The 24,268-nt window shown below is 61.0% G+C and carries 30 protein-coding genes; 18 read left to right on the top strand and 12 right to left on the bottom strand.

The window, feature by feature from the left end; genetic code table 11:
• The first annotated feature begins 63 nt into the window (after positions 1 to 63).
• The 5 genes from thrS to Q0908_RS07890 all read left to right on the top strand — a co-directional run bounded on the left by thrS (position 64) and on the right by Q0908_RS07890 (position 4,751).
• Positions 64 to 2,010: a threonine--tRNA ligase gene (thrS, locus tag Q0908_RS07910; protein ID WP_299282667.1), complete on the top strand. Its 1,947-nt coding sequence runs from the start codon at positions 64 to 66 to the stop codon at positions 2,008 to 2,010.
• Positions 2,011 to 2,200: 190 nt separating this feature from the next.
• Entirely contained in the window at positions 2,201 to 2,506 is a 306-nt protein-coding gene (locus Q0908_RS07905) for a DUF2282 domain-containing protein (RefSeq protein WP_299282665.1), read from the top strand.
• A gap of 63 nt (positions 2,507 to 2,569) precedes the next feature.
• A complete protein-coding gene (locus Q0908_RS07900; RefSeq protein ID WP_299283150.1) occupies positions 2,570 to 3,430 on the top strand; it encodes a DUF692 domain-containing protein in 861 nt (286 codons plus the stop codon).
• Position 3,431: 1 nt separating this feature from the next.
• Complete coding sequence (locus Q0908_RS07895) at positions 3,432 to 4,190, top strand: DNA-binding domain-containing protein (RefSeq protein WP_299282663.1); 759 nt, start codon at positions 3,432 to 3,434, stop codon at positions 4,188 to 4,190.
• A gap of 3 nt (positions 4,191 to 4,193) precedes the next feature.
• The gene (locus tag Q0908_RS07890; RefSeq protein ID WP_299282662.1) at positions 4,194 to 4,751 is read left to right on the top strand and encodes a DoxX family protein; all 558 of its coding nucleotides are present in this window, start codon (positions 4,194 to 4,196) and stop codon (positions 4,749 to 4,751) included.
• On the opposite strand, the gene Q0908_RS07885 is transcribed toward Q0908_RS07890, so the two are convergent.
• A complete protein-coding gene (locus tag Q0908_RS07885) occupies positions 4,748 to 5,062 on the bottom strand; it encodes an ArsC/Spx/MgsR family protein (protein WP_299282659.1) in 315 nt (104 codons plus the stop codon). The genes Q0908_RS07890 and Q0908_RS07885 overlap by 4 nt on opposite strands.
• Before the next feature lie 178 nt (positions 5,063 to 5,240).
• Between Q0908_RS07885 and Q0908_RS07880 the strand changes: the two genes are divergently transcribed.
• Complete coding sequence (locus Q0908_RS07880; RefSeq protein ID WP_299282656.1) at positions 5,241 to 5,447, top strand: cold-shock protein; 207 nt, start codon at positions 5,241 to 5,243, stop codon at positions 5,445 to 5,447.
• A 46-nt stretch (positions 5,448 to 5,493) separates the two neighbouring features.
• Here Q0908_RS07880 and Q0908_RS07875 read toward each other — a convergent pair whose 3' ends face one another.
• Positions 5,494 to 5,790 carry a hypothetical protein gene (locus tag Q0908_RS07875; RefSeq protein ID WP_299282653.1) on the bottom strand — a complete coding sequence of 99 codons (297 nt, stop codon included), beginning with the start codon at positions 5,788 to 5,790 and terminating at the stop codon, positions 5,494 to 5,496.
• A gap of 174 nt (positions 5,791 to 5,964) precedes the next feature.
• A complete protein-coding gene (gene thyX / locus Q0908_RS07870) occupies positions 5,965 to 6,870 on the bottom strand; it encodes an FAD-dependent thymidylate synthase (RefSeq protein ID WP_299282651.1) in 906 nt (301 codons plus the stop codon).
• Between the two features lie 326 nt (positions 6,871 to 7,196).
• Between thyX and Q0908_RS07865 the strand changes: the two genes are divergently transcribed.
• The 3 genes from Q0908_RS07865 to Q0908_RS07855 are packed head-to-tail and all read left to right on the top strand — an operon-like array spanning position 7,197 to position 9,033.
• A complete protein-coding gene (locus tag Q0908_RS07865) occupies positions 7,197 to 7,625 on the top strand; it encodes a VOC family protein (RefSeq protein ID WP_299282649.1) in 429 nt (142 codons plus the stop codon).
• Positions 7,619 to 8,320, top strand: coding sequence for a DUF1194 domain-containing protein (locus Q0908_RS07860; RefSeq protein WP_299282648.1), 702 nt, complete (start codon positions 7,619 to 7,621; stop codon positions 8,318 to 8,320). The genes Q0908_RS07865 and Q0908_RS07860 overlap by 7 nt, the downstream gene beginning before the upstream one ends.
• The gene (locus tag Q0908_RS07855; RefSeq protein ID WP_299282647.1) at positions 8,317 to 9,033 is read left to right on the top strand and encodes a DUF1194 domain-containing protein; all 717 of its coding nucleotides are present in this window, start codon (positions 8,317 to 8,319) and stop codon (positions 9,031 to 9,033) included. The genes Q0908_RS07860 and Q0908_RS07855 overlap by 4 nt, the downstream gene beginning before the upstream one ends.
• Here Q0908_RS07855 and Q0908_RS07850 read toward each other — a convergent pair.
• From Q0908_RS07850 to Q0908_RS07840, 3 genes are all read right to left on the bottom strand, one after another.
• Positions 9,030 to 9,551, bottom strand: coding sequence for a winged helix DNA-binding protein (locus Q0908_RS07850; RefSeq protein WP_299150455.1), 522 nt, complete (start codon positions 9,549 to 9,551; stop codon positions 9,030 to 9,032). The two genes, Q0908_RS07855 and Q0908_RS07850, sit on opposite strands and share 4 nt — an antisense overlap.
• An 85-nt stretch (positions 9,552 to 9,636) precedes the next feature.
• Complete coding sequence (locus Q0908_RS07845) at positions 9,637 to 9,855, bottom strand: succinate dehydrogenase assembly factor 2 (protein WP_299283149.1); 219 nt, start codon at positions 9,853 to 9,855, stop codon at positions 9,637 to 9,639.
• Between the two features lie 34 nt (positions 9,856 to 9,889).
• Positions 9,890 to 10,291, bottom strand: coding sequence for a helix-turn-helix domain-containing protein (locus Q0908_RS07840; RefSeq protein WP_299282645.1), 402 nt, complete (start codon positions 10,289 to 10,291; stop codon positions 9,890 to 9,892).
• Positions 10,292 to 10,396: 105 nt separating this feature from the next.
• Between Q0908_RS07840 and Q0908_RS07835 the strand changes: the two genes are divergently transcribed.
• Positions 10,397 to 11,599, top strand: coding sequence for a pyridoxal phosphate-dependent aminotransferase (locus Q0908_RS07835; protein ID WP_299282642.1), 1,203 nt, complete (start codon positions 10,397 to 10,399; stop codon positions 11,597 to 11,599).
• An 11-nt stretch (positions 11,600 to 11,610) separates the two neighbouring features.
• Positions 11,611 to 12,021 carry a hypothetical protein gene (locus Q0908_RS07830; RefSeq protein ID WP_299282640.1) on the top strand — a complete coding sequence of 137 codons (411 nt, stop codon included), beginning with the start codon at positions 11,611 to 11,613 and terminating at the stop codon, positions 12,019 to 12,021.
• Positions 12,022 to 12,061: 40 nt separating this feature from the next.
• Here Q0908_RS07830 and Q0908_RS07825 read toward each other — a convergent pair whose 3' ends face one another.
• From Q0908_RS07825 to Q0908_RS07815, 3 genes are all read right to left on the bottom strand, one after another.
• Entirely contained in the window at positions 12,062 to 13,450 is a 1,389-nt protein-coding gene (locus Q0908_RS07825) for an MATE family efflux transporter (protein WP_299282636.1), read from the bottom strand.
• An 85-nt stretch (positions 13,451 to 13,535) separates the two neighbouring features.
• Positions 13,536 to 14,426 carry a hypothetical protein gene (locus Q0908_RS07820; protein WP_299282634.1) on the bottom strand — a complete coding sequence of 297 codons (891 nt, stop codon included), beginning with the start codon at positions 14,424 to 14,426 and terminating at the stop codon, positions 13,536 to 13,538.
• Positions 14,414 to 15,244, bottom strand: coding sequence for a DUF1007 family protein (locus tag Q0908_RS07815; protein ID WP_299282631.1), 831 nt, complete (start codon positions 15,242 to 15,244; stop codon positions 14,414 to 14,416). Before Q0908_RS07815 ends, Q0908_RS07820 begins: the two co-directional genes overlap by 13 nt.
• Between Q0908_RS07815 and Q0908_RS07810 the strand changes: the two genes are divergently transcribed.
• The 4 genes from Q0908_RS07810 to Q0908_RS07795 all read left to right on the top strand — a co-directional run bounded on the left by Q0908_RS07810 (position 15,243) and on the right by Q0908_RS07795 (position 20,156).
• Complete coding sequence (locus Q0908_RS07810; RefSeq protein WP_299282628.1) at positions 15,243 to 16,532, top strand: dienelactone hydrolase; 1,290 nt, start codon at positions 15,243 to 15,245, stop codon at positions 16,530 to 16,532. The genes Q0908_RS07815 and Q0908_RS07810 overlap by 2 nt on opposite strands.
• Positions 16,529 to 17,395 (top strand): alpha/beta fold hydrolase, encoded by an 867-nt coding sequence (locus tag Q0908_RS07805; RefSeq protein WP_299282626.1) that lies wholly within the window; start codon positions 16,529 to 16,531, stop codon positions 17,393 to 17,395. The genes Q0908_RS07810 and Q0908_RS07805 overlap by 4 nt, the downstream gene beginning before the upstream one ends.
• Before the next feature lie 67 nt (positions 17,396 to 17,462).
• A complete protein-coding gene (locus Q0908_RS07800) occupies positions 17,463 to 18,125 on the top strand; it encodes a hypothetical protein (protein WP_299282623.1) in 663 nt (220 codons plus the stop codon).
• Positions 18,126 to 18,200: 75 nt separating this feature from the next.
• Positions 18,201 to 20,156, top strand: a complete 1,956-nt coding sequence (locus tag Q0908_RS07795; RefSeq protein WP_299282621.1) for a DNA topoisomerase IV subunit B — start codon at positions 18,201 to 18,203, stop codon at positions 20,154 to 20,156.
• Here the strand turns inward: Q0908_RS07795 and Q0908_RS07790 are convergent, their stop codons facing one another.
• Together Q0908_RS07790 and Q0908_RS07785 are read right to left on the bottom strand one after the other, a co-directional pair.
• Positions 20,157 to 20,507, bottom strand: coding sequence for a hypothetical protein (locus Q0908_RS07790; RefSeq protein WP_299282618.1), 351 nt, complete (start codon positions 20,505 to 20,507; stop codon positions 20,157 to 20,159). It lies immediately after the preceding gene.
• A complete protein-coding gene (locus Q0908_RS07785; protein ID WP_299282615.1) occupies positions 20,507 to 21,097 on the bottom strand; it encodes a hypothetical protein in 591 nt (196 codons plus the stop codon). Before Q0908_RS07785 ends, Q0908_RS07790 begins: the two co-directional genes overlap by 1 nt.
• A 530-nt stretch (positions 21,098 to 21,627) precedes the next feature.
• On the opposite strand from Q0908_RS07785, the gene Q0908_RS07780 reads away from it, so the two are divergent.
• The 3 genes from Q0908_RS07780 to Q0908_RS07770 are packed head-to-tail and all read left to right on the top strand — an operon-like array spanning position 21,628 to position 23,254.
• Positions 21,628 to 22,038, top strand: coding sequence for a PaaI family thioesterase (locus Q0908_RS07780; RefSeq protein WP_299282613.1), 411 nt, complete (start codon positions 21,628 to 21,630; stop codon positions 22,036 to 22,038).
• A gap of 52 nt (positions 22,039 to 22,090) precedes the next feature.
• The gene (locus tag Q0908_RS07775) at positions 22,091 to 22,771 is read left to right on the top strand and encodes a hypothetical protein (RefSeq protein ID WP_299282612.1); all 681 of its coding nucleotides are present in this window, start codon (positions 22,091 to 22,093) and stop codon (positions 22,769 to 22,771) included.
• A 48-nt stretch (positions 22,772 to 22,819) separates the two neighbouring features.
• Positions 22,820 to 23,254, top strand: a complete 435-nt coding sequence (locus Q0908_RS07770) for a DMT family transporter (protein ID WP_299282609.1) — start codon at positions 22,820 to 22,822, stop codon at positions 23,252 to 23,254.
• A gap of 4 nt (positions 23,255 to 23,258) precedes the next feature.
• On the opposite strand, the gene Q0908_RS07765 is transcribed toward Q0908_RS07770, so the two are convergent.
• The gene (locus Q0908_RS07765; protein WP_299282606.1) at positions 23,259 to 24,245 is read right to left on the bottom strand and encodes an Ldh family oxidoreductase; all 987 of its coding nucleotides are present in this window, start codon (positions 24,243 to 24,245) and stop codon (positions 23,259 to 23,261) included.
• Between the last annotated feature and the right edge of the window lie 23 nt (positions 24,246 to 24,268).

Here is a 24,268-nt window from a genome sequence, read left to right as displayed (position 1 = left end):
GGCCGCACACAATTACCCGCAACCGGGCGTTCCGTGGGCGCCAAACTGACGAGGAGTGCCGATATGGCCCCGATTTCCTTGACCTTTCCTGATGGCAATGCGCGCGAATACGAGGCCGGGATTACCCCTGCCGGTGTCGCCGAAAGCATCTCCAAATCCCTGTCGAAAAAGGCGATCAGCGCCAGCGTGAACGGCGAACACTGGGACCTTGCGTGGCCCATCGACGCTGATGCCCAAATCGCGATCCACACCATGGCCGACGAAGAGCAGGCCAATGAGCTGGTGCGCCACGATCTGGCCCACATCATGGCCCGCGCGGTGCAAGAAATCTGGCCCGACACCAAGGTAACGATCGGCCCCGTCATCAAGGACGGTTGGTATTACGATTTCGACCGGGCCGAGCCGTTCACTCCCGAAGACCTCGGCACTATCGAGAAAAAGATGCGCGAGATCATCAACAAACGCGACCCTGTCCGCACCGAAGTGTGGGACCGCGATGTGGCGATCAAATACTACGAAGACCGGGGCGAGCCCTATAAGGTCGAATTGATCGAAGGCATTCCGGGCAATGAGCCGCTGCGCATGTACTGGCACGGCGACTGGCAGGATCTGTGTCGTGGCCCGCACCTTCAACACACTGGCCAGGTGCCGGGCGACGCGTTCAAACTGATGTCGATTGCTGGTGCGTACTGGCGCGGCGACAGCGACCGCGCGATGCTGCAACGCATCTACGGCGTGGCCTTCACCGGCAAGGAGAAACTGCGCGCCCATCTGAATATGCTCGATGAAGCAGCCAAGCGCGACCACCGCAAACTGGGCCGCGAGATGGACCTGTTCCACATGCAGGAAGAGGCCCCGGGCCAGATTTTCTGGCACCCCAATGGCTGGTCCGTCTACACGACACTTCAGGACTACATGCGGCGCAAACAGCGTGCTGCCGGATATGTCGAGGTGAACACGCCGCAGGTCGTTGATCGCAAATTGTGGGAAGCATCGGGCCATTGGGACAAATACCAAGAGCACATGTTCATCGTCGAAGTGGACGAGGATCACGCCCGTGAAAAGGCGATCAATGCGCTCAAACCCATGAACTGCCCCTGCCACGTCCAGATCTTTAACCAAGGTCTCAAGTCCTATCGCGACCTGCCCCTGCGCATGGCGGAATTTGGGTCCTGCAACCGGTATGAGCCGTCGGGTGCCCTGCACGGCATCATGCGCGTGCGCGGATTTACACAGGATGACGGGCACATTTTCTGCCGCGAGGACCAGATCGAAGCGGAATGTGCCGCGTTCATCACCTACCTGTCCTCAGTTTACAAAGACCTCGGTTTCGAAAGCTTTGAGATCATGTTCGCCACGCGGCCCGAAAAACGGGTCGGGTCCGAGGAAAGCTGGGATCACGTGGAAAGCGCGCTTGAGAATGCGATCAAGGCGACCGGTCACCCCTACACACTGGATGAGGGTGAAGGCGCGTTTTACGGCCCCAAGCTGGACTTCAAACTGACGGATGCCATCGGGCGTGAATGGCAATGTGGCACCTTTCAGGTCGACCCGAACCTGCCCGAACGCCTTGGTGCCACCTATATCGCCGAAGATGGCGCAAAGCACCGCCCCTATATGCTGCACCGGGCCTGCCTTGGCTCGTTCGAGCGGTTTATCGGCATCTTGATCGAGAACTCCGCAGGCAAACTGCCGTTCTGGCTGGCCCCGCGGCAGGTGGTCGTGGCCTCGATCATTTCGGATGCGGATGAGTACATCGCCGAGGTGGTCGATGCGCTGCGTGCCGCTGGCGTGCGCGCCGAAGCCGACATTCGCAACGAAAAGATCAACTACAAGGTCCGCGAGCACTCGGTGGGCAAAGTCCCTGTTATCCTCGCCGTGGGCGCGCGCGAGGTTGAGGACCGTACCGTCTCCGTCCGCCGCTTGGGTGAAAAGCAAACCGGCGTGCAGGATTTGGCCACACTGGTGGAGGCCCTGCGGATCGAGGCAACCCCACCCGATCAGCTTTGAGCCGAGGGATTTGCAATATTTCACGCGCGGTTTTGAAAGAAATGCGCCGGAATGCTCGAAATTCCGGCGCAGCTGCTGACATCCGATAACGGCTCTGTGACACACCAGCTTGTGAGTGTTAAACTGAGGGGGTCACACCCTATGTAAAGTCCAAGGCTATCTACGAAATCGAACCAAAGGGACCTTAGAGATGTCGAACACAATGAGATCCGTCGCGATCATGGGCGCAGTTGCCGCCGCATTTGCCAGCCAAACCGCGACCCCAGCAGACGCGGCTGCCAAGGAAAAATGCTATGGCATCTCGCTTGCGGGCGAAAATGACTGCGCCGCGGGTCCGGGCACCACATGCGCAGGCACATCCACTGTCGATTATCAGGGCAACGCCTGGACGCTTGTGGACGCAGGCACCTGCGCCGAAATCGACCTGCCCGATCTGGCAGATGGGTCGCCCCGCACAGGCTCACTCGAAGAGCTGGACCGCGACCTGCCCGCATAACGCATGACCGCGCACGGCTCGGATCGGGCCATGCGCACCATATGCAACACCGGAGGCTTTGACATGCTGGATGCGACACGCACACCGCCCCGCCTGCCATGTGCCCCCGGAGTTGGATATAAACCCCAACATTTCAGTGACTTGCGTGCCGCACCGGGTCCGATCGGTTGGCTGGAAGTACATGCCGAAAACTACATGGGCGATGGGGGGCGCCCCCACGCACAACTGCGCGCGCTGCGGGATGATTTCGCAATCTCGGTCCACGGCGTCGGGTTGTCGATCGGGGGCGAAGGGCCGTTGGACAAGGATCACCTTGATCGCCTGAAGTCGCTGATGACATGGCTGGAACCGGCCAGTTTTTCCGAGCACCTGGCGTGGTCCACCCACGGGACCGAGTTTCTGGATGACCTGCTGCCCCTGCCCTATACCGAGGCGACATTGGCCCGTGTGGCCAGCCACATCGATCAGGTGCAGGACGTGTTGGGGCGGCAAATGCTGCTCGAAAACCCCTCCAGCTATCTGGCCTTTGCCGACAGCACTATGTCCGAGACCGACTTTCTGAGTGAACTGGTCCAGCGGACCGGCTGCGGCCTGCTGCTGGATGTGAACAACGTCTTCATCTCGGCGACAAACCTGAATTACACGCCAGAGGGCTACCTTGACGCCTATCCGATCCATGCTGTCGGCGAAATCCATGTCGGTGGACACGATGCGGATGCCGATGATGCGGGCGCACCGCTCCTCATCGACAGTCATGGGCGCGCCACAGCCGATCCGGTCTGGGCGCTTTTGGATCACGCGCTGGCGGCGACAGGCTCCGCCCCGGTGCTGGTCGAGTGGGACAATGACGTGCCCCATTGGGCGACGCTGCGGGCCGAAGCCGAGCGGGCCGCGCACGCGTTGGCAACCGCAACTGCACCCTGATATGCCAGCCGATCAAACCCAGTTCCGCACCGCCCTGCTGGACCCCACCCTGCCGGTGCCGGTTGGGTTGACCGACGGGGCGGGCCAGCCCACGACCAAACGCTTTGCTGTCTATCGCAACAATGTCACCGTCGCGCTGACCGAGGCGCTGAAGACCGCATTTCCAGTGCTGGTCAGCCTGTTGGGCCGCGACAGCTTTGATCAACTGGCCCGGCTGTTTGTGCGGACGCATCCGCCCACGTCGCCATTGATGATGCATTACGGCGCGCACATGCCTGCGTTTCTGAGCGACTTTCCCCCCCTCTCCCACATCAAATATCTCAGCGATGTGGCCCGGCTTGAGCTGGCGCTGCGTCAATCCTATCACGCCGCCGATATGGACCCGTTTGACGCAAGCCGATTGGGCAGGCTTGACGCTGATCGGATCATGGCCTCAACCCTCACCTTGGCCCCCGCGACCATCCTGATCCCGAGTGTCTGGCCGCTGTTTGATATATGGCGCTACAACACTCAAAGTGGCGCGCCCAAACCGCGCGCGATGGCCCAACCGGTCCTGATCACTCGGGCCGAATTTGACCCCGAACCGCACCCGCTCACCCCCGCTCAGGCGGCGTGGCTGACCAAGATCATGGACGGCGCGACCTTGGTCGCAGCCCAGGACAGCGCCATGGCCGTTGATCCCGGCTTTGATCTGTCCGCGCTTCTCACACTTTTGATCCAGAACAACGCAATTGCCAATTTCACGACCCCAAAGGACTGACCTATGACTGCCCTGACCCGCTTGCATGACACGATTTTCGCACCGCTCGACCGGGCAGACTGGATCCTGCCCACGCTGGCACGGTTTCTGTTTGCGGCCGTCCTGGCGGTCTATTTCTGGATTTCGGGACTGACCAAACTTGGGGAGGGTGTGTTGGGGATCTTCCAACCCTCGCTCGGCGCTTATGCGCAGATTTTTCCCCGCACGATGGAGGCCGTCGGCTATGATGTGAGCCAACTGGGCACCTATCATTGGGCGGTCGTGACCCTTGGCACAATCGCCGAATTTGTATTGCCCTTGCTGATTATCGCAGGGCTGTTCACGCGGCTTGCGTCCCTTGGCATGATCGGCTTCATCATCGTGCAATCGCTGACCGATCTGAACGGACACGGCAAATGGGGCGATGGGCTGGTGATGGGCGCATGGTTTGATGCGCCATCGGGCAGCCTGATCATGGATCAGCGTTCGCTTTGGGTGTTCCTGCTCATCGTGCTGGTGGTCAAAGGGGCCGGGCCGCTGTCCTTTGATCGGGCCTTGGCACGGCCCAAAGCGGTGGACTAAACGCCCAAGGCCGCCTGCACATCTTTGGTCCAACCGAGGTAAAGCGTAGACCTGTCCGCGATCAGGGGGCGCTTCATCAGGGTTGGGTGCTGCGCCAGCAACTCTTCGGGGTCCGCGGCGCGCTCAATCTCACTCAGCCCGCGCCACGTGGTGGAGCGGGTGTTGACCAGCGCCGCCCCGAATTGGGCATGGGCTGCCGTCATCACATCGCCCGGCACACCGTCGGCGCGCACATCCACGAACCGCGCCTCCGGCAGCGCCTTGATCGCCTTGCGGCACGTATCGCAGGTTTTCAAACCGTATATTTCCATAACTGACCCTCACATTTGCGTTCAATTATGCGGCAGGCTGGCGCGATTGCACCCCTTAAACCTTGAATTTCCGTGCAAGTAGGCAATGTTTTAAGATGTGGCCCCTACGTCAACTGGGCGTCACACAGCCCCCGTATGCAATGGGGGCGGCACGACAAGGCAAAAGGAGGCACGGACCATGCCAACTGGCACCGTGAAGTGGTTCAACACCACAAAAGGCTACGGATTTATCGCACCGGATGAGGGCGGGAAGGACGTTTTTGTACACATTTCAGCCGTCGAAAGGTCCGGTCTGACCGGACTGGCGGACAACCAAAAGGTCGATTTCGAGATGCTGGAAGGGCGCGATGGGCGTCAGATGGCTGGCGACCTGAAACTGCTCTGAACGCAAAAAGAAGTGGCGCAGGGCATCAGCCCTGCACCGCCTGAACTTAGTCGAAGGTGCAGCCCTTGGTGCCCACGGGGCAGCTTGACTGTTTGCGCACGCGGTGCACGTGGCGCTTTTTCGCAACCGGGTGTGCCAAGGCCTGCTGATAGCTGATGCCCTGATTGGGCTTACCGCAACAGATCGTGCCGTCCATCGTCACCGGCTGTAACCCGGCGGGGCAAAAGTTGTGGCTGCTATGGTAGGCGTAAATCTTAGGTCCCGCCGTTTGCTGGGCCAGCGCTGACACTGTGCCCATCACGGTCAAGACGGCTGCGGCTGTGATCGCTCGTGTGAAACGCATATCTTCCCTCGTTTTATCAACTCACCACGATATCTATGGGGGCACCCTGCCTTTGAGGCGCGCACAAGTCCAGAAAATTTGCATTAAGCTGGCTGTCTGGAACCATTTTGGGGCACATTGCGCTGTTTGGATCGGCATCGGAAACAATGACGGCGCTCACGCCTGGCGCCGCCGTCAGTCAATCACGCTCATGAATTCGCGCCACTCGCCTTTGCTCATGCCGGATGTTTCTTGCGTGACCTTTTCGCCCTTCAGCATGCGGCGCAGACAGTCCACGCCCTTGCCGGACAGTTGCGCGCCGGTCATGCGGTAATCCTCGAATGCGGCATAGGCGGCGGGCACCCAGTCCTTGACCATCTCGCAAATCGCATCGGCATAGACGCGGATTTCGTACTGCGCATGAGCATCTGCCCGCAGCCGCAAAAAGTGGAACAGATTGTGCAGGTCCACCTTCCAATACCATTGCGTGTATATGTTGGCGGGCAGGTTCATGCGCGCCAATTCGCGTGCAAGGCCGGACTGGCCCTCATCCGAAATCATCGCCTCATAATGGTCATAGGCGCGGTTGCTGTCGGATTTCAGGATCTCGAGAACGCGGGCCGCTTCCGCCCCTTGCAGCGTATCGCCGCGCCCCTGATTGTTGATCACAGACTGTGCCGCCAGCGCATCCGGCTCGGGGATGTAAAATTCGCGATCCAGAATGGAGTAGCGCGCCGAGTATTCATTCACGTTCGCGGTGCGGTGCCGGATCCATTGGCGTGCCACAAATACCGGCAGCTTCACATGGAGCTTGATCTCGCACATCTCGAACGGGGTCGAGTGCCAGTGGCGCATGAGATAGCGGATCAAACCCTCGTCATTCTGGACGGATTTGGTGCCTTTGCCATAGGACACGCGCGCCGCTTGGCAGATTGCGGAATCGTCGCCCATGTAGTCGATGACGCGGACAAAACCGTGATCCAGAACGGGCTGCGCTTTGTAAAGATGCGCCTCCATTCCGGGCACGGTCGCGCGCAATGTCGGTTGAGGATTAGCGCGCAACGCGTCGATCTCGGCAAGCTGGTCAGGGCTAAGCGGCATTTGGCGCGTCCTTTTATCCACAGAATCTCTCAGGTCTCCACCTTATATGGTGGATTGGATTACGGGAACCGCTATATGCGGGCCTGTCGCAGTGTTTTTTGGCCGGCGTGCCTTGCAGACCTTCGCGCCCCTTGCCCGCCCACAATGACAAGTCTGTATTTTGATGGCGGGTTTGCGTCGTGGGTTTTGACAGTCGCGCATTTGCCTCTAGAGTTAGGGCAAGGATGCGCCGGACCTGCCCGGGCCGCACCGCACTCTCGGATCGGTTTGCGCAAGTCAGGGGCGGGTTTCGCCCGGTGCGCAGCCGCAATATCAAAGGAATATGAATGTCTATCAAATATTTACACACGATGGTGCGCGTCAAAGATCTGGACGCGACAATGGCCTTTTTCAAGCTGCTTGGGCTTGAGGAAACGCGGCGCATGGACAATGAGGGGGGGCGATTTAGCCTGATCTTCATGGCGCCGCCCGATCAGCCCGAATGCCCGGTTGAGCTGACCTACAACTGGGACGGCGATGAGGGGCTGCCCTCTGACAGCCGGCATTTCGGGCACCTCGCCTACCGCGTCGATAATATCTATGAGATGTGCCAGACGCTGATGGACAATGGCGTCACAATCAACCGCCCGCCGCGCGACGGGCACATGGCCTTTGTCCGCTCGCCCGACAACATCTCGATCGAGTTGCTGCAAGAAGGCGACAGCCTTGCGCCAGCCGAGCCTTGGGCCAGCATGGAAAACACGGGCCATTGGTAAGGTCAGCGGCCATTCTGGCCGCGTGCGTTGCGGCATCACCAGCGGCGGCATGTCGTCTGGCGCTTTTGTTGGCGCTGGATGTGTCGTCGTCGGTGGATGCCGCCGAAGATCAATTGCAGCGCGGCGGATTGGTCGCCGCGCTGATTGCCCCGGAGGTGCAGGCCGCATTTTTCGCAAATGACTCGCCCGTGGCCTTGGGTGTTTACGAATGGTCCGGCCGCTACAATCAGGAGGTGGTGCTCGACTGGGTCCTGATCGACAGTCCGGCGGCACTGGTGGCGGCCGCCGAACAGGTCGCGGCCAGCACCCGGTCGCACAATGAGTTCCCGACCGCGATGGGGTACGCGTTGGGCTTTGGCGCGCAGATGCTCGAACGCGCGCCGTCCTGCCTTTACCAGACCATCGACATGGCCGGGGACGGTCAGAACAACGAAGGCTTCGGCCCGCAGCTTGCCTACCGCGAGTTTGCCTTCCGCGACATCACCGTGAACGGATTGGTGGTGAATGCCGCAGAGTTCACGTCTGAAACCATGCTGATCGACTTCTACAAGCGCGAGGTGCTTTGGGGGCCCGGTGCGTTTCTGGAAGTGGCGCAGGGGTTTGAGGATTATGAGCGCGCGATGCGCCGCAAGCTGGAGCGGGAACTGACCCCGCCCGTCATCGGCACATTGCCCCCGGCCCGGATCAAAGGGTGAGGACCGGCCTGATCCCAGCCCTGGCCTTATGCCTTTGGGCAGGCCTGGGGAATGCAGCCTGCCGCCAGGCGCTTGCCTTGGGGCTGGATGTGTCGGGTTCGGTTGATGCCCGAGAATACCGATTGCAGATGGATGGGCTGGCCGCGGCGCTTGACAGCGCGAGAGTCCGGCAGGCCCTGCTGATCATGCCCGACACGCCCGTCGAATTGCTTGTCTATGAATGGAGTGGGCCCGAGGACCCGGCGGTCATTCTGCCGTGGACTGCGGTGGTGAATGAGCCTGCACTGAATGCGATCATCGGGGCGTTGCGGGCCACCGAACGGCGTCAGGCAACGCCCGGCACCGCCCTTGGTCTGGCGATGCGTGAAGGCGTGGCGCATCTGAACGAGCGCCCCGAGTGTTGGAAACGCACCCTTGATCTGTCCGGAGACGGCAAATCCAACCTTGGCCCCCGCCCGGTTGATGTGAAACCCGAGATCGAGCCCACTGGCATAACAATCAATGCGCTTGTGATTGGCGCGGATGCGCCGACCCTTGGGGACACTCGCCAGGCGGAAATTTCGGGGCTATCCGCCTATTTCCATTCCAATGTGATTGTCGGTTCGGACAGTTTCGTCGAGACCGCCCTAGGGTTCGAAGACTACGGCATCGCCATGGCGCGCAAACTCGAGCGCGAGTTGGAAACCATCATCCTTGGCCAAGTGCGCCCTTAATAGATGTAGCGGATCTGATCGGTCCAATACCGCTCCATCCGTTTGAGGGAGGCGGTGATGTCGATGATCCCTTCGGGGCCAAGCACGCCCTTGGATTGCAGCCCTTCGGCGTGGCGTTCGAACAGTTCTGCCACCACATCGCGGATATGACGCCCTTTTTCGGTCAGCTTCACACGCACGGAGCGGCGATCAATTTCGCATCGTTGATGGTGCATATATCCCATCTCGACCAGCTTCTTCAGATTGTAGCTGACATTCGAGCCTTGATAATACCCACGGCTTTTCAGTTCGCCTGCTGTGACCTCGTTGTCGCCAATGTTGAAGAGCAAGAGCGCCTGAACCGCGTTGATTTCCAGCACGCCGACGCGTTCGAATTCGTCCTTGATCACATCCAGCAAAAGCCGGTGCAGGCGCTCGACAAGTGACAGCGCCTCAAGGTAGCCGATCATGAAACCGGCGTCTTTCTTTGGTGTATCGACCATGCCAGACATCTGGCTGATCGGGTCCTGAATGCTCATCCGCCTTCTCCGACTTGGACTGCTCGGGACCAGAAGATGACGGTGATTCGGAAATATTCAGTTAAGCGTGAATTGGCCGCAAATCTTAACTCTGGAACGTCTTGGAAATATCTGAAATCAAATCAGAATATTGATCCGGGGCGACTTCTTGTCCCGTCACCCAACGATACAGATCCTGGTCGTTCTCGCTCAGCATCGCGTCATAGGTGTGCAGCGCCGCATCGTCCATATCCTTAAGGTTGCGCGTCGCATATTCGGTCAGGATCAAGTCCATCTCTTTGATCCCGCGCCGCATCGAGCGCATGTGCAGCCGTTTCAGCCGATGTTCATGCAGTTCTTCAGTCACGGGCGCTGTCCACCATGGCCGTCGAGCGCAGTCGCTTTTCCAGACGGCCCACCTGTTCGGCCCGGGCCAACAGATCGGCGCGCAGGTCGCGCACTTCGGTCAGAATATCGCGCATCTCGTTGCTCAGCGGTTCAGCCTCCGCCGGACCATCCAGCCCCTCGCCTTCGCCGTTGATCAGCCACATCATCGAAACATTCAAAAGCCCGGCCATGATCGACAGACGGTTGGCGCGCGGCTCGCTCAGATCATCCTCCCAGGCGCGCAGGGTGGCGACCCGCACACCAAGACGCTTGGCAAGCTGCTTTTGGGTCATCCCGGCCTGCTCGCGCGCGCCCGACACACGATCTCCGAAGGTCGCTGCATCCGCGCTGTACCAGTCTTGCGTATCGTCCATGCCCAAATCTCCGTTTTAGCGTTTCCAATATGCACGCCGTCCGCTTGATCGGCGCGCGCCACACCCCTATGAGGGTCGCACCCCTTCTAACGCCCAGAGGCCAAAATGACATTCCTTTCAGCGACACTCGACCGCGTCAAACCGTCCCCCACCGTCGCACTGACAGGTCAGGTGGCCGCGCTCAAGGCCCAGGGCAAAGACATCATCGGTCTTGGCGCGGGCGAGCCCGACTTTGACACGCCGCAAAACATCAAGGATGCCGCAGTCGTCGCCATTGCCCTTGGCAAGACGAAATATACCCCCGTCGACGGTATTCCAGAGCTGAAGCAGGCGATTGTCGACAAGTTCAAGCGCGACAATGACCTGACCTATACCACAGCGCAGGTGACCGTGGGCACAGGGGGCAAGCAAATCCTATATAACGCACTGATGGCGACCCTGAATGAAGGCGACGAGGTCGTGATCCCCGCCCCTTACTGGGTCAGCTACCCTGATATGGTGCTGCTGGCCGGAGGCACGCCGGTCATTGCCGAGGCATCGCTGCAAACCGGCTTCAAACTGACCGCCGACCAGCTTGAGGCAGCCATCACCGACAACACCAAGTGGCTGATTTTCAACTCGCCCTCGAACCCGACAGGTGCCGGCTACACATGGGCCGAGATGAAAGAGATCACCGAGGTGCTCATGCGCCACCCGCATGTCCATGTGATGTCGGATGATATGTATGAACACCTCGTCTATGACGGCTTTGAATTCTGCACCCCCGCTCAGGTCGAACCTGGCCTTTATGATCGCACGCTGACGGTCAACGGGGTGTCCAAAGCCTATGCGATGACCGGCTGGCGTATCGGTTATGCCGCTGGCCCCGAGGATCTGATCAAGGCGATGCGCAAGGTGCAGTCGCAATCGACCTCGAACCCCTGTTCGATCAGCCAATATGGGGCGCTCGAGGCGCTCAATGGCACGCAGGAGTTCATCGCACCCAACAACGAGACCTTCAAACGCCGCCGTGATCTGGTGGTCGACATGCTGAACGCGGCAGACGGGATCGCCTGCCCCGTGCCGGACGGGGCTTTCTACGTCTACCCTTCAATCGCGGGCTGCATCGGCAAGACATCGGCGGCAGGCACCGAAATCACGGATGACGAGGCATTCTGCACGGCCTTGCTCGATGAGACAGGTGTGGCCGTCGTCTTTGGCGCGGCCTTTGGACTATCGCCAAACTTTCGGGTCAGCTACGCTACGTCCGACGAGGCCCTGAAAGAGGCCTGCGCCCGCATCCAGACTTTCTGTGCGGGGCTCAAGTAACGAGGGACAATATGGGCGCTGAGCTTCCGGAGTATTACTTTCGCGTGCGCGAAAACGGTGCCGCTGTGTTTCGGGTCGACACCGAAAACCGTCAGCGCCGGATCGAGATGGACCAGATCGCGGTCATCAATATCCGCAACGGAGAGATCAAACCCCATGGGGATCGCACTCTATCCGAGGCCGATCTTGACCGGATCAAGGCATGGATGGCGGAACGCTCCGAAGTGCTGGCGCACCGCGACATCGACGACATCCACCGGGCGGTGGACTACCTCAACCTCACCACCCAATGGGCGCAATCCAAGGCCAGCGACGCGCAACTTGAAAGCGTGACGGATGCGCTGCTGCTGGCGATGCACGATCTGCGCTCGGTTCTGGTGCGCAAGAAAGCCGACCGGCTGATGAGCACCTCGAAAGAGTAGCGCGCTTGGGACGGCGGGCGGGGCGTCTTTGCGGCCCCGTTCAGGGGACGGAAACAGCGTCCGTCCCGGACGTCCGCTCAAGCCGGGGCAAGGACACCTGCCAAAAGCGGTACATCAGCGCCACGCCGGCACAGGCCAGTCCCAGCACAAGGCCCAGCCAGATGCCCACACCCTCCCAGCCCAGAACAAATCCAAGCACGTAAGAGGCTGGCATGCCCACCAGCCAATAGGACACACCCGCAAGGATCATCGGCACCTTGGTGTCCTGCACCCCGCGCAACAGCCCCAGGGCCACCACCTGCGCCCCGTCCACAAGCTGGAACAGCGCCGCCAGCGCCATCAGCGCAACACCGATGGCCAGAATCTGCGCCTTGGCCGGTTCGTCACTTTTCATAAACAGCGCGATCAAAGGCTCGGGCACGACCACAAACAACACGATGGTCATCAATGCCATCGCAAGGCTCATCGCAATCACCATCCGCGCACCGCGCACCATATGGGCGAGGTCGCCATGCCCATAGGCATTGCCCGCCCGGATCGTGGCCACATTAGACAGCCCCAGATGCACCATAAAGGTGATCGAAGCCAGTTGCAGCGCGATCCCATGCGCCGCCAGCGGAATGGTCCCCAACCAGCCCATCATCATCGCCGAGGCGGCAAACAGACCCACCTCGCTCAGGTTCGTCAGGCCAATGGGCCAGCCGAGGCGGAACACACGGCCCAGCATCTCCCAATCAGGACGCCACAGCCGGTTGAGAATGCCATGTTCGGGCAGGATCACCACGGCATAACCCACGATGCCGACCAGCATCACACCTTGGGTCACAAGAGAGGCAACAGCCGCCCCCGCAATCCCCATCTCGGGCGCGCCCCAATTGCCAAAGATAAAGGCGTAGTTGGCCAGCGCATTGGCCAGCGCCCCCACAAGCGTGATCCACAGCACGATCTGCGTGCGCTCCAGCGCGGCCAGATAGCTTTTGAAGGTCATGATGATCAGCGCCGGGATGATCCCCCATCCTGCGATCATCAGATAGGCGGCCCCGTCCCGGGCCACCTGCTCGGTCTGCCCAAGGGCCAGCAGGATCGGTTCTGACCAGATCATCAACGGCATCGACAGGGCGGCAAAGCCAAGGCTCAGCCATAGCCCCATGCGCGTGGCGCGGCGCAGGTTCACCTCGTCGCCCTCCGCATGATAGGACGCGACCATCGGCATCACCGCCCATGCAAAGCCCGACCCCATCAGGAACAGCACAAAAAACCACGACCCCGCCATGGTCTGGGCGGCCAGCTCGTCCACCCCGTACCATCCCAGCATCACCGTGTCGGTCACGCCAATGGCCACCTGCCCCAAATGCCCGCCAATCAGCGGCAGGCCAAGGACAAGGACGGCCCTCGCATGGGCGGAATAGGACATGAAACGGGTGGACATGCCCAACCCTTACGCCTGCTTTTTATGCAAAGAAAGCCCCTGTCTGCCCGAGGGGGACGGGATGCCGCCCTTGGACTGCGCGTCGTCAGATCAAGGGCAGCAACAGCATCAACGCGACGAGCGTGATCAGACCACCGGCAACCACCTCGATCATCGCCATCGCCCGCGCCGCACCGGGCCCGGTCCAATCCGCCAGAACGGACTGGCGCGCACCAACTGCAGCCAGCGCAACCAGCACAGTGACGCTGGCCGTGCCCAGCCCCATCACAAAGGCCCCAGCAATACCGGCCCACGGGATGCCAAGACCAAAACACAGGATCAGCAGGAACACCGCCCCCGTGCAGGGCCGAATGGCGATGGAGCCGACAATGGCAAGCGCATCGCGCAAAGATGTGACATTTGCGGCCTCCTCGGGGGTGGGCGCATGGGCATGACCGCAAGTGTGGCAATGACCGTCATCGTCAATGTCATGGGTGGGCGGTTTGATCGCGACCACACGGCGCACCCCGCGCACCAGCAGCCAGATCCCGACCAGCGCGATGGCGGCGTAGCTGGCAGGCGCAAGGACCAGTTCCGTTGTCTCGGTCATCTGGACCCGACCCCATCCCAGCACAAACGCCCCAAGCGCGACCAGAACGATGGCCGTGAGCGCCTGCGCCAGCGAGGAGGCCAGCGCCAAGCCCGACAGCCGCCACGCCGTCACCCGCGCCGCAGCGCCATATCCGCCGATCACCAATTTGCCGTGGCCCGGCCCCGCCGCATGAAAAAATCCGTAGGCAGCACACAGCCCCATCAGCGCGGCCCATGCCCCCGGCTCTCCCGCCCGTACGGCCCGCAAACCACCGGCCAGTGCATTCTGGGTTTCGCGCTGCTGCGCGGCGGCCCATGTGCCGATGTCGCTTATTCCGCCAAACGCAAACAGCCAGATTAACAGGGCTGCGCCGACCGCCAGGACCCCGGTCTTTAGCCCGCGCATGACAGGGTCACAGTGTCGGCAAAGGCTTCGCCCACTGGCGGGTACTCTTCGGTTTCGGGATCGTAATCGCCGCCATAAAGCAGCTCTTCGGCCAGCGAATAGGCCGCATCGAGATCCACGGGGATCACCTCGGCCTCACAGGGGCCATCGACGACCACGGGGCCGACCAGCGTATAGGCTGTGTAGAATGTCGGATCATAGGCCCGGATCACCACACCATCCGCACGCCCCGAGACGGGGCGAAAATGTGTGCTGGTGATGCGACCGTCCGCCACTGAGGTGCCGCGCCCTTCCGGGCGACCAAGTTCGACCGGCGCGCCATCCCGCAAGAGATAGGCGTCACCCTCGAACCCGTCGATCCATTGCAGATCGAACCCATCCAAACGGCGCACCTCGTCGGGGCGCAACCGGCTGTCGCCGTCCTGATCAAGCCCCAGATCGGCGAACAGCAATAGCGAATAAAAGTCATCATAGGTCCAGCTGACCTCGATCCCCTCAAGCATGCCATCCGCACTGGTCACAACGCGCAAGGTCGTGTCCACAAAGACGTGGGGGTGGGCGGAGGCCACGACGGGTATGGTGCCAAGGGCCGCGGCCAAGGTGAGACTGGAAAGCATGCGCATGGCAAAGATGTAGGCGGCAGGCCCGCCACGCTCAAGCCCCAGATTGACGCAGCGGCGGAATTCGCGCGGCCCAAGGGATGATCCGTAACCGCTTGATCCCGCCCGCTGCTCTGTCACAGTGGTCGTGTAATCTGTTGTCTCGCGTTGTGTCCGTTCTCCAGTTTCCAAGATGCCGACCAAAAGGACCCTCAACATGACCCGCAAATCCGCCCTCGCCGTTGCTGCCACATTGTCCCTTGTGGCCCCGGCCGCGCTGGCCAACCCCATTGACCAGATCCGGCCTGACGCGCCCGAGCTTGCGGCTTTCGGTCTGTTTCCAATCGGGGTGCAAACGCTGCGCACCAGCATTCCGGACGCGATTGATGTGCTGAATGTCGATGGAAAGGACGTGCCCCGTTACGAGCGTCCGCTGACGCTTGAGGTCTGGTATCCCGCAGCGCTTGGCACAGCGCAGGGGGGCACATATAGGGCCAACCTGCGGGACGGCGTCACGCAAGTGACCCTGACGGGCCGGGCAGCGCGCGACGCAGCACCCGCCGAAGATGCGCAGTTTCCGCTGATCGTGATCAGCCACGGTTATCCCGGCAACCGCTACCTGATGAGCCATCTGGGCGAAAACCTCGCCTCGAAAGGATACGTGACCGTCTCGATTGACCACACGGACAGCACCTATGCCGATCAGGGCGCATTCGGGTCGACCCTGCTGAACCGCCCGCTGGATCAGGCATTTGTGGTCGAGCATATGGCCACGCTTGAGGGGCCGCTTGGCGCGATCATCGACGCCTCCTCCACGGGCGTGATCGGCTATTCGATGGGGGGCTACGGCGCGCTGATCTTTGGCGGGGCGGGCGTTACCCAAGCCTCGACCGAATTCAGTTGGGGCGCGCCTGCGAGCCTGCTGGAACAGCATGTGGCCATGTCGGACACCCACGAAGCGCTTATGGATCCGCGGATCAAGGCAGTCATCGCCATCGGGCCCTGGGGCAACAATGCAGGCTTTTGGGATGCCGAGGGGCTGGCTGGCCTGCGTGTGCCCACGATGCTGATGGCCGGCGGTGCGGATGACGTGTCGATCTATGACGCGATCCGTGGGATTTTCGACGGGGCCGTAGGCACTGCGCGGCACCTGCTGACCTTTGATCACGCCAACCACAATGCCGCCGCCCCGATGCCTGCGCCCGCCGAAAGCTGGGAGGTGTCAGAGGCAACAGGGACGACCACGTTCGATCACTACGGCGATGCGGTCTGGGACACGACGCGGATGAACAATATCGCACAGCACTTTGCGACAGCCTTTATGGACCTGCACCTGAAAGGGGATGCGGACAAAGCCGCATTCTTTGACCTTGTGCCGGATGCGGATGACGGGGTTGTCGCCCTCGATGACAATGGCGCGCAGACCGAGGATCACACCTATTGGACCGGCTTCGCGCCGCGCACGGCCAAAGGGTTGCGGTTTGAAACCAAACAGCGCAACGAATGATGCTGGTCACGCAGCAAACCCTTGACGGCAACGCCTTCACCATCCGCGAATGGGGCGATCCCGGCCTGCCCAAGCTTTTGATGTTGCACGGCTTTCCAGAATATGGTGGCGCGTGGGACGACTTGGCCCTGCGTTTGTCAGACCGGTTTCATTGCATCGCGCCCGACCAACGCGGCTATGGGGCAAGCTATGCGCCCGATGACGTGGCTGCTTATACCACCTCGAAACTGGTCGGGGACATGGCGGCGCTGATCGGCTCTGACGGCCCGATCACCGTGATGGGCCACGATTGGGGGGCCTCGGTCGCTTACGGGCTCGCGATGGTTCGGCCCGATCTGGTGGAGCGTCTGATCATCGCAAACGGCGTCCATCCCGTACCTTTCCAACGGGCGATGGCAGCAGGGGGCGCGCAATCGGCGGCGTCGCAATACATCAACTACCTGCGCGCCCCCGGCTCTGAAGACGCGTTGACGGCGGATGATCATGCCAAGCTGCTACAGCTGTTTTCAGCCAAGATGGATATGTCGTGGCTGGCCGGCGACAGGCTCGAGGCGCAAAAGGCGATCTGGCGACAATCGGGCCTGCGCGGCATGATCAACTGGTATCGCGCCTCGCCGCTGATCGTGGCCGACCCCGGTCAGCCCGTCGACATGCCGCCCCTGCCGCTGGACCGGCTACGCGTCCAGTGCCCCCATCTGCTGATCTGGGGGGATGGGGACACGGCACTGCTGCCGGTTTCGACCGAAGGGCTGGAAGAGTTTGCGCCCGACCTGACGCGCAAAACAATTCCGGGCGCCGATCACTGGGTCTTGCATCAACAGCCCGATCAGGTGGCCCGGTTGGTACGCGGCTGGCACCCTTGAGGCTTTCGCTTTGCCAATGACCCGTTTCGCGCCATAGTGGTCGCGCATTCCAAATGGACGTATTCACATGGCACACAGTTACGATATCGGTCTGGCCGCAAAAATGGCCCGCGCCTCCTATGACGGACGCAACCACGCCTCTATCGCGACCGCCCTGCGCAAGGAGCTGGATCAGGACGACGTGCAGGCGCTGTTCCTAAAGGGGGACATTCTGCTGATCCCGGGCTCGAACTCGGTGGCGGATTACCTCAAATTCAACCTGCGCGTCCTCAATATCGGAGGGAAGAAGTACCGCCTGAACGACGAGGATACCGAGCAGGGCGCCTCCGGCACCATCTGGCACCAGGGGTTTCTGCGCCATGCGCAGGTGATCTTTGCCTGGCTCGAACGCGAACGGCTGCTGCCCAAATATATCATCGGGCACTCGCTTGGTGCGGCGGCCACACAGATCCTTGTGCGCACCTACGGCGTGCCGGGCATCGGCTTTGCCGCCCCCCGTCCCCGACGCAGCCAGGGCCCTATCAAACACTCGCATCTGTGCCTGTGCATCAACCGGGATGATGACAACGTGTGCAACCTGCCCGGCTCGTTTCACCATATGGGCAAGGTTCACCGCGCCCGTGCGCGCACATCCGTGTTCGGGCCCGACCACAGCATGCCGCACTACCAGCGCGTCATAGACGAACAGCAAACCGGCGGGCATCTGGGCAAACGCTGGCCCGAGAGTTAAGGGCCCATCCCCACTTCCCCCGGCCCCGCTGCTCTGGCATAGTTGCACCAACCAACGATAAAAAGAGCAGCTGCCATGCCTGACCTGTTGAGCGGGACACCGAGCCCTTCCGACTATGACGCATCCTCGATCCAGGTGCTCGAGGATATGGAACATGTGCGCCTGCGCCCGGGCATGTATATCGGGGGCAAGGACGACCGTGCGCTGCACCACATGGTCGCCGAGATCATCGACAACTCCATGGACGAAGCGGTCGCGGGCCACGCCACATGGATCGAGGTCGAGTTGCACGAGAACGGGCATGTCTCTGTGCGCGACAACGGGCGCGGCATCCCCACCGATCCGCACCCCAAGGATCCGACGAAATCCGCGCTCGAGATCATCTTTTGCACCTTGAATGCGGGCGGCAAATTCTCGGGCGACTCATACGAGACGTCCGGCGGTCTGCACGGCGTCGGCTCGTCCGTGGTGAACGCGCTGTCGGATCATTTGCGGGTCGAGGTCGCGCGCAACCGAGAGCTTTACGCGATGGAGTTTTCGCGCGGCGTGCCGCAGGCTCCGCTCGCCAAGATCGGCGCCGCCCCCAATCGGCGCGGTACTGCCGTCACCTTCCACCCCGATGCGGACATCTTTGGCTCGCTCAAGCTGAAACCGGCCCGCCTGTTCAAGATGGCCCGCTCCAAGGCCTACCTGTTCTCGGGCGTCGAAATCCGTTGGAAGACGGCGATCAACGACGACGAAACCCCGCAGGAGGCGACGTTTCACTTCCCCGGCGGGCTTGCCGACTACCTGAACGAAGTGATGGCAGGCGCGACCACTTATGCCGACGCACCTTTCGCCGGGGCGGTCAGCTTCGAGAAGTTCAAAGTGCCGGGCAAGGTCGAATGGGCGATCAACTGGACGCCCGCGCGCGACGGCTTCATCCAATCCTATTGCAACACCGTACCCACACCCGAAGGCGGCACCCACGAGGCCGGGTTCTGGGCCGCGATCCTCAAGGGCATCAAGGCTTACGGTGAGTTGGTGAACAACAAGAAGGCCAGCACGATCACGCGCGAAGACCTGACCACGGGGGCCGGCGCGCTGGTGTCGTGCTTCATCCGCGAACCCGAATTCGTGGGCCAGACCAAGGACCGGCTGGCCACGGTCGATGCACAACGCATGGTCGAAAACTCGGTCCGTGACCATTTCGACAACTGGCTGGCGGCGGATACGAAATCCGCCGGAGCCATCCTCGACTTTCTGGTGCTGCGGGCCGAAGAACGGCTGCGCAGACGTCAGGAAAAGGAAACCTCGCGCAAGACGGCCACGCAAAAGCTGCGCCTGCCCGGCAAGCTGACCGATTGTTCGTCCAAGACTCGCGAAGGGACCGAATTGTTCATCGTCGAGGGTGACAGCGCGGGTGGATCGGCCAAGATGGCGCGGGACCGCAAGACCCAAGCCCTGCTGCCCCTGCGCGGCAAGATCCTGAACGTGCTCGGGGCGGCGTCCTCGAAACTGGGCTCCAACGCCGAGATTTCCGATCTGACCCAGGCCCTTGGCGTTGGTCTGGGGGCGAAGTTCAATGTCGATGACCTGCGCTACGAAAAGGTCATCATCATGACGGATGCGGATGTGGACGGCGCGCATATCGCGGCCCTGCTGATGACGTTTTTCTATACCCAGATGCGGCCCATGATTGATGCCGGACACTTATATCTGGCCTGCCCGCCCCTGTTCCGCCTGACGCAAGGCGCGCGCCGGGTCTATTGCATCGACGAGGCAGAAAAGAATGCGCTGATGGAGACGGGCCTGGGCGGCAAGGGGCGCATCGACGTGTCCCGCTTCAAGGGTCTGGGCGAGATGGACGCGAAGGATCTGAAAGACACCACCATGAACCCCGCCACCCGCAAACTGATCCGGGTGTCGATTGACGAAGACGAACCGGGCGAGACGGGCGATCTGGTCGAGCGGCTGATGGGCAAGAAACCGGAGATGCGGTTTCAGTACATTCAGGAAAACGCGCGGTTTGTGGAGGAGTTGGATGTTTAGCTAAAATTTGTCCCTAAATTTGTCAAGCTCTGCAATTACTTCGTCCAGCAATTGATCTTTTCCAGATATCTGCCGCTCAATGAGAGTTACTAATTTTTGCGAAGCATCAAAATAGTTCTTGTTGGAAATATCTGTTAACTCATTTGCTGAGAAACTTTCAACAATATTGCCATGGGGGCCCCGCAACTTAAAACTATACCCATTACCAAACATCTCAGACTCAAAATCCAGTACATTCTTACCAAGAACAACTTGATAGATGTCAGAATCTGAGGTCTCTTGCCATTCTAATTTTCCGGCGTTTGTCAAATCCAGCACTCTGTCGACCAATTGAACCCACTTTTCGGACATCAGTTTCTCTCCAACTTTTCTTGAAGCTCAGTCAGTACCTTCGCGACACTTTCGGAAAGTTTAGACAAGATGGTCTTAATCTTTACAAGATCGTAATCGGCTTGGTTATGCAAAATTTCGTTTGCTGTTTTTTGAAGTGTAGCCATCTGGCTCTGTAATCCTGTTAGGCTTTTCTTAGCTTCCTCCGAAAGGGATAGTCTTTCTGAGGTTAAGTGTGTTGCAACTGCTATGCGGACCGACTCACAACTTTCGGAGGCTTGGCTCCATTCACCTCGCTCAGCCCGCAAACGGATTTCCGTCAAACTTTTCTGAACAACACCCAGTCGCCCAGTTGCGTCAACTACTCCAAACGATTGCCACGCGTTCTCAGCGGCCAACCTTGCTGCTTTTGCGGACGAATTTGCTGACCGCGAAAATAGAACCGAGGCTGAAAAACCTACTAATGCAAGCAACACTCCCCAGAAATCATAGCCTGGCCAAGCATATAGTTGAAGCAAAAGCGAAGTATCGATTGGCGTGTCCACCGGATCCAAATAGCTAACTAAACCATGGCCTTCAACAACAAAACAGCAGCTTGGTTTAAACTGCAATTCAAGAAGAAAAGCGAAGGCTTTCGCCTCCGCTCAAACTCTCCACCAAACTAGGATGACAACGACCAGCGTGTCATCGAGGCTCGGTATGCCACCACCAACGTTAACGATCATTTACCAAAGCGGGGCAATTCAGGGGCAACGGTATGGCGGCGGGGGTCCAACTCTGATGAGGGAACCGGAAGGACCCTCCGCCGCCGCTGTTTTCGCACGCCGGGACGTCCAGGCACCAGCAACGCGAAACCTTTGGTCGGACCCTCAGGCCACGACGCCAACCACGGCCCACAGGCTCATCATGGCGGCAAATCCAAACACGGTCGGAATGATTACTTTTTCCATCGGTCTTTTCCTTTCCAAGCAGGCCCTGTTGTCTGAACCGGGGCCTGCGGTGTGTGCCGCGGGGGCCATCCCCTGCGATCATGAAGAACAGGTGGGTGCGACGCTCTGACACATAAACCCCGCTTTCTTCACCTCTGTTCACGGGGCCGCGACATCTTGTCAGCGCCGTCGCTTGGCGTCATGGTGCCCCCATGATGGACGTACCTGATATACAACACTTTCTTGAGGACAATTTTGCGCCGTGGGTCCTCGCGTTGGCCCCGACCGTGCATGATGCAGGCCCCGACGGGGTGACGCTGGATATGCCGATTACGCCCGAAATCGCCCGGGTGGGCGGGATCGTGTCGGGTCAGGCGCTGACCGCGATGGCGGATACTGCGATGGTCCTGGCCACGGCGGTGCATCTGGGGCGGTTGGCCCCGGTGGCGACCGTTACGCTCGACACCCAGTTCCTGCGCCCTGCGACGGGCGATACGATCCTGGCAGAGGCCGAGATCACCCGCGCAGGTCGGGCGCTGATCTTTGCCCGCTGCACCCTCAGCGCGTTGCCGATGGGCAAGGCGGTGGCGCTGGCCACGGCCACCTTTGCGGTGCCCGACTAGAAACACGCATTCGCGACTTGATCCCCGTCCCGATCTGCCCCCTACTGGGGCCATGTTTTTGCGCGCGTTCCTTATCCTGACACTTCTGGTGAGCTGTGGCCGCCCCCTGACCGAGACTGAACGGGCCTTTTCGGCGACCATCCACGGGGACGCGCTGAACGTCGACAAGGTGCGGATCGTGGACGGGGCCCCCACGCGCGCCGTCACCTTTCGGCGCAAGGCCCGGCCCCGCACGACTTGCCGCGAATTGATCCTGCCCCCGCCCACCTCCGAAATCGTCACAGCCAAGCCGGCGGCTGTCGCCTTGTGGCGCACGGTGCTGTTCGATGAGGATTGGTATCTGGACGATTACGTGCCCGACTACCCCGACGAGATCAATCTGATTGCCGCGATGTTGCTGGCCCACGAGCTGACACATGTGTGGCAGTGGCAAAACCGCAAGACCACCGGATACTCCCCCCTCAGGGCCGCGCGTGAGCATCAGATCGGGGCGGATCCGTACCTCTTTGATATCGCCGAAGACCGGGTGTTCGGCGACTTTGGGTTCGAGCAGCAAGGCTCCATCGTAGAAGAATTCGTTTGCTGTCGTGCGCTGGCCCCGCAGGCCCCGCGAACCAAACGGCTGCACGCCCTGATCGCCAGGGCCATGCCCGTGGCCCCCCTGCCCCAATCGCGCCAGCAAGACGTGCGCCTGCCCTGGGACGGGGTCGAATTGGACGGCATCTGTGGATAGAGACCGTAAGGCGGACGTGTCGTCCGCCACTGCGAAGAAAGGGGAACGATGGCGCATTATGCGATGATCATGCTGCTGGCCGGGATCGGCATTCCGATCCTGGCGGCGTTGAACGCGGCCCTTGGGGTGCGCCTTGGCAGTCCTGCGGCGGCTGCAACCGTCCTGTTTCTCGTCGCGCTGACCACATCGGGCATTGTATTTGCAGCCACCGGCGCTCAGGGCCTTGTGCGGCTGGCAGAGGCGCCCAAGCATCTGTTTCTGGCCGGTGCGCTGATCGCGTTTTACGTGCTGTCGATCACCTATATCGCCCCCCATTTCGGGATCGGCAATGCGGTGTTCTTTGTGTTGCTCGGGCAGTTGATCAGTGCCGCCGCCATTGATCATTTCGGACTGTTCGGTGCGCAGGCAACAGCCCTTGGTGCTGCTCGGATTGCAGGTATCGCGATGATGGCGGCGGGAGTCTGGCTGACGCAGCAGGCCTAGCGCCTCAGGCGTTTTTGGCTGCCAATGCCTGCGCCTGTTCCCATGCGGCGGGATCAAGCTCGATCGGATCAGCCAGGACCCGGTTCTGACCGGGCAGGCGTGCGCCTTCGTCCTCACCCACCATCTCCGTCAGCTGCGCAACCCGGTCCGTGAACACGCCGGACGTGCTTGGGTCGATCAGGACATAGAACTGGCCCAGATTATGGGGCGGCCCGTCAGGCGCTTTGAGCGGTTTGACATCACGGCTCAGCACGCCACCTGCCAGCCCTGCGGTCAACAGTTCGGCCATCAGCCCAAAGCCCCAGCCTTTGTACCCCCCCATCGACACCAGCGATCCTGCCAATGCCGCCTCGGGGTCGGTTGTGGGCGCGCCGTCCTTGTCCAGCGCCCAGCCAAGCGGGATGGGCTGGCCTGCCGCCTTGGCCATAGTGATCTTGCCCAAGGCCACGGTCGTTGTGGACTGGTCAAACTGCATGGCGAGGCCACCCTCTCCGTCCGGTACGGAAAAGGCGATGGGGTTGGTCCCGATCATGCGGGTCTTCCCCCCCGGGGGAGCCACAATGGGCGAGGCGTTGGTCATCCCGAGCCCGATCATACCCGCGCGCGCAATCTGCTCGGTGAAATAGCCCAAGGACGTGCAGGTATGCGCATGACCCACCGCCAGTGTGGCCACCCCGAACTGGCGCGCAGCATCAAGCGCCGGGGCCAGCCCGTAGGCAAAGGCCGGTTGCGCAAATCCCATCAGCGCATCCACATGAACCGTTGCCGGGCGGGGCGCGGTCACAACAGGGACCACGTCGCCCTGTACCCGCCCCGTCTCAAGCTGCTGGCAGTAGCTTTCGAGGTAGTAGAGGCCACAGATGCGGTTGCCCGCCGCTTCGGCACGCGCCACGGCCCGGGCCACCTCGGCCGCGGCAAAGGCCCCGGCCCCGTGCCCCATCAATGCGGCCTGCACGGTCCGTTCAATCTCTGCCGAAGTGATTTGTGTCATGCGCTGCTCGTCCCTGGCGGCGA

The sequence above is a fragment of the uncultured Tateyamaria sp. genome (assembly GCF_947494755.1).
Classification (GTDB): Bacteria; Pseudomonadota; Alphaproteobacteria; order Rhodobacterales; family Rhodobacteraceae; genus Tateyamaria.
The sequence above is the reverse complement of the archived record's forward strand: the minus strand, read 5'-3'. Positions and strand labels throughout refer to the sequence as shown.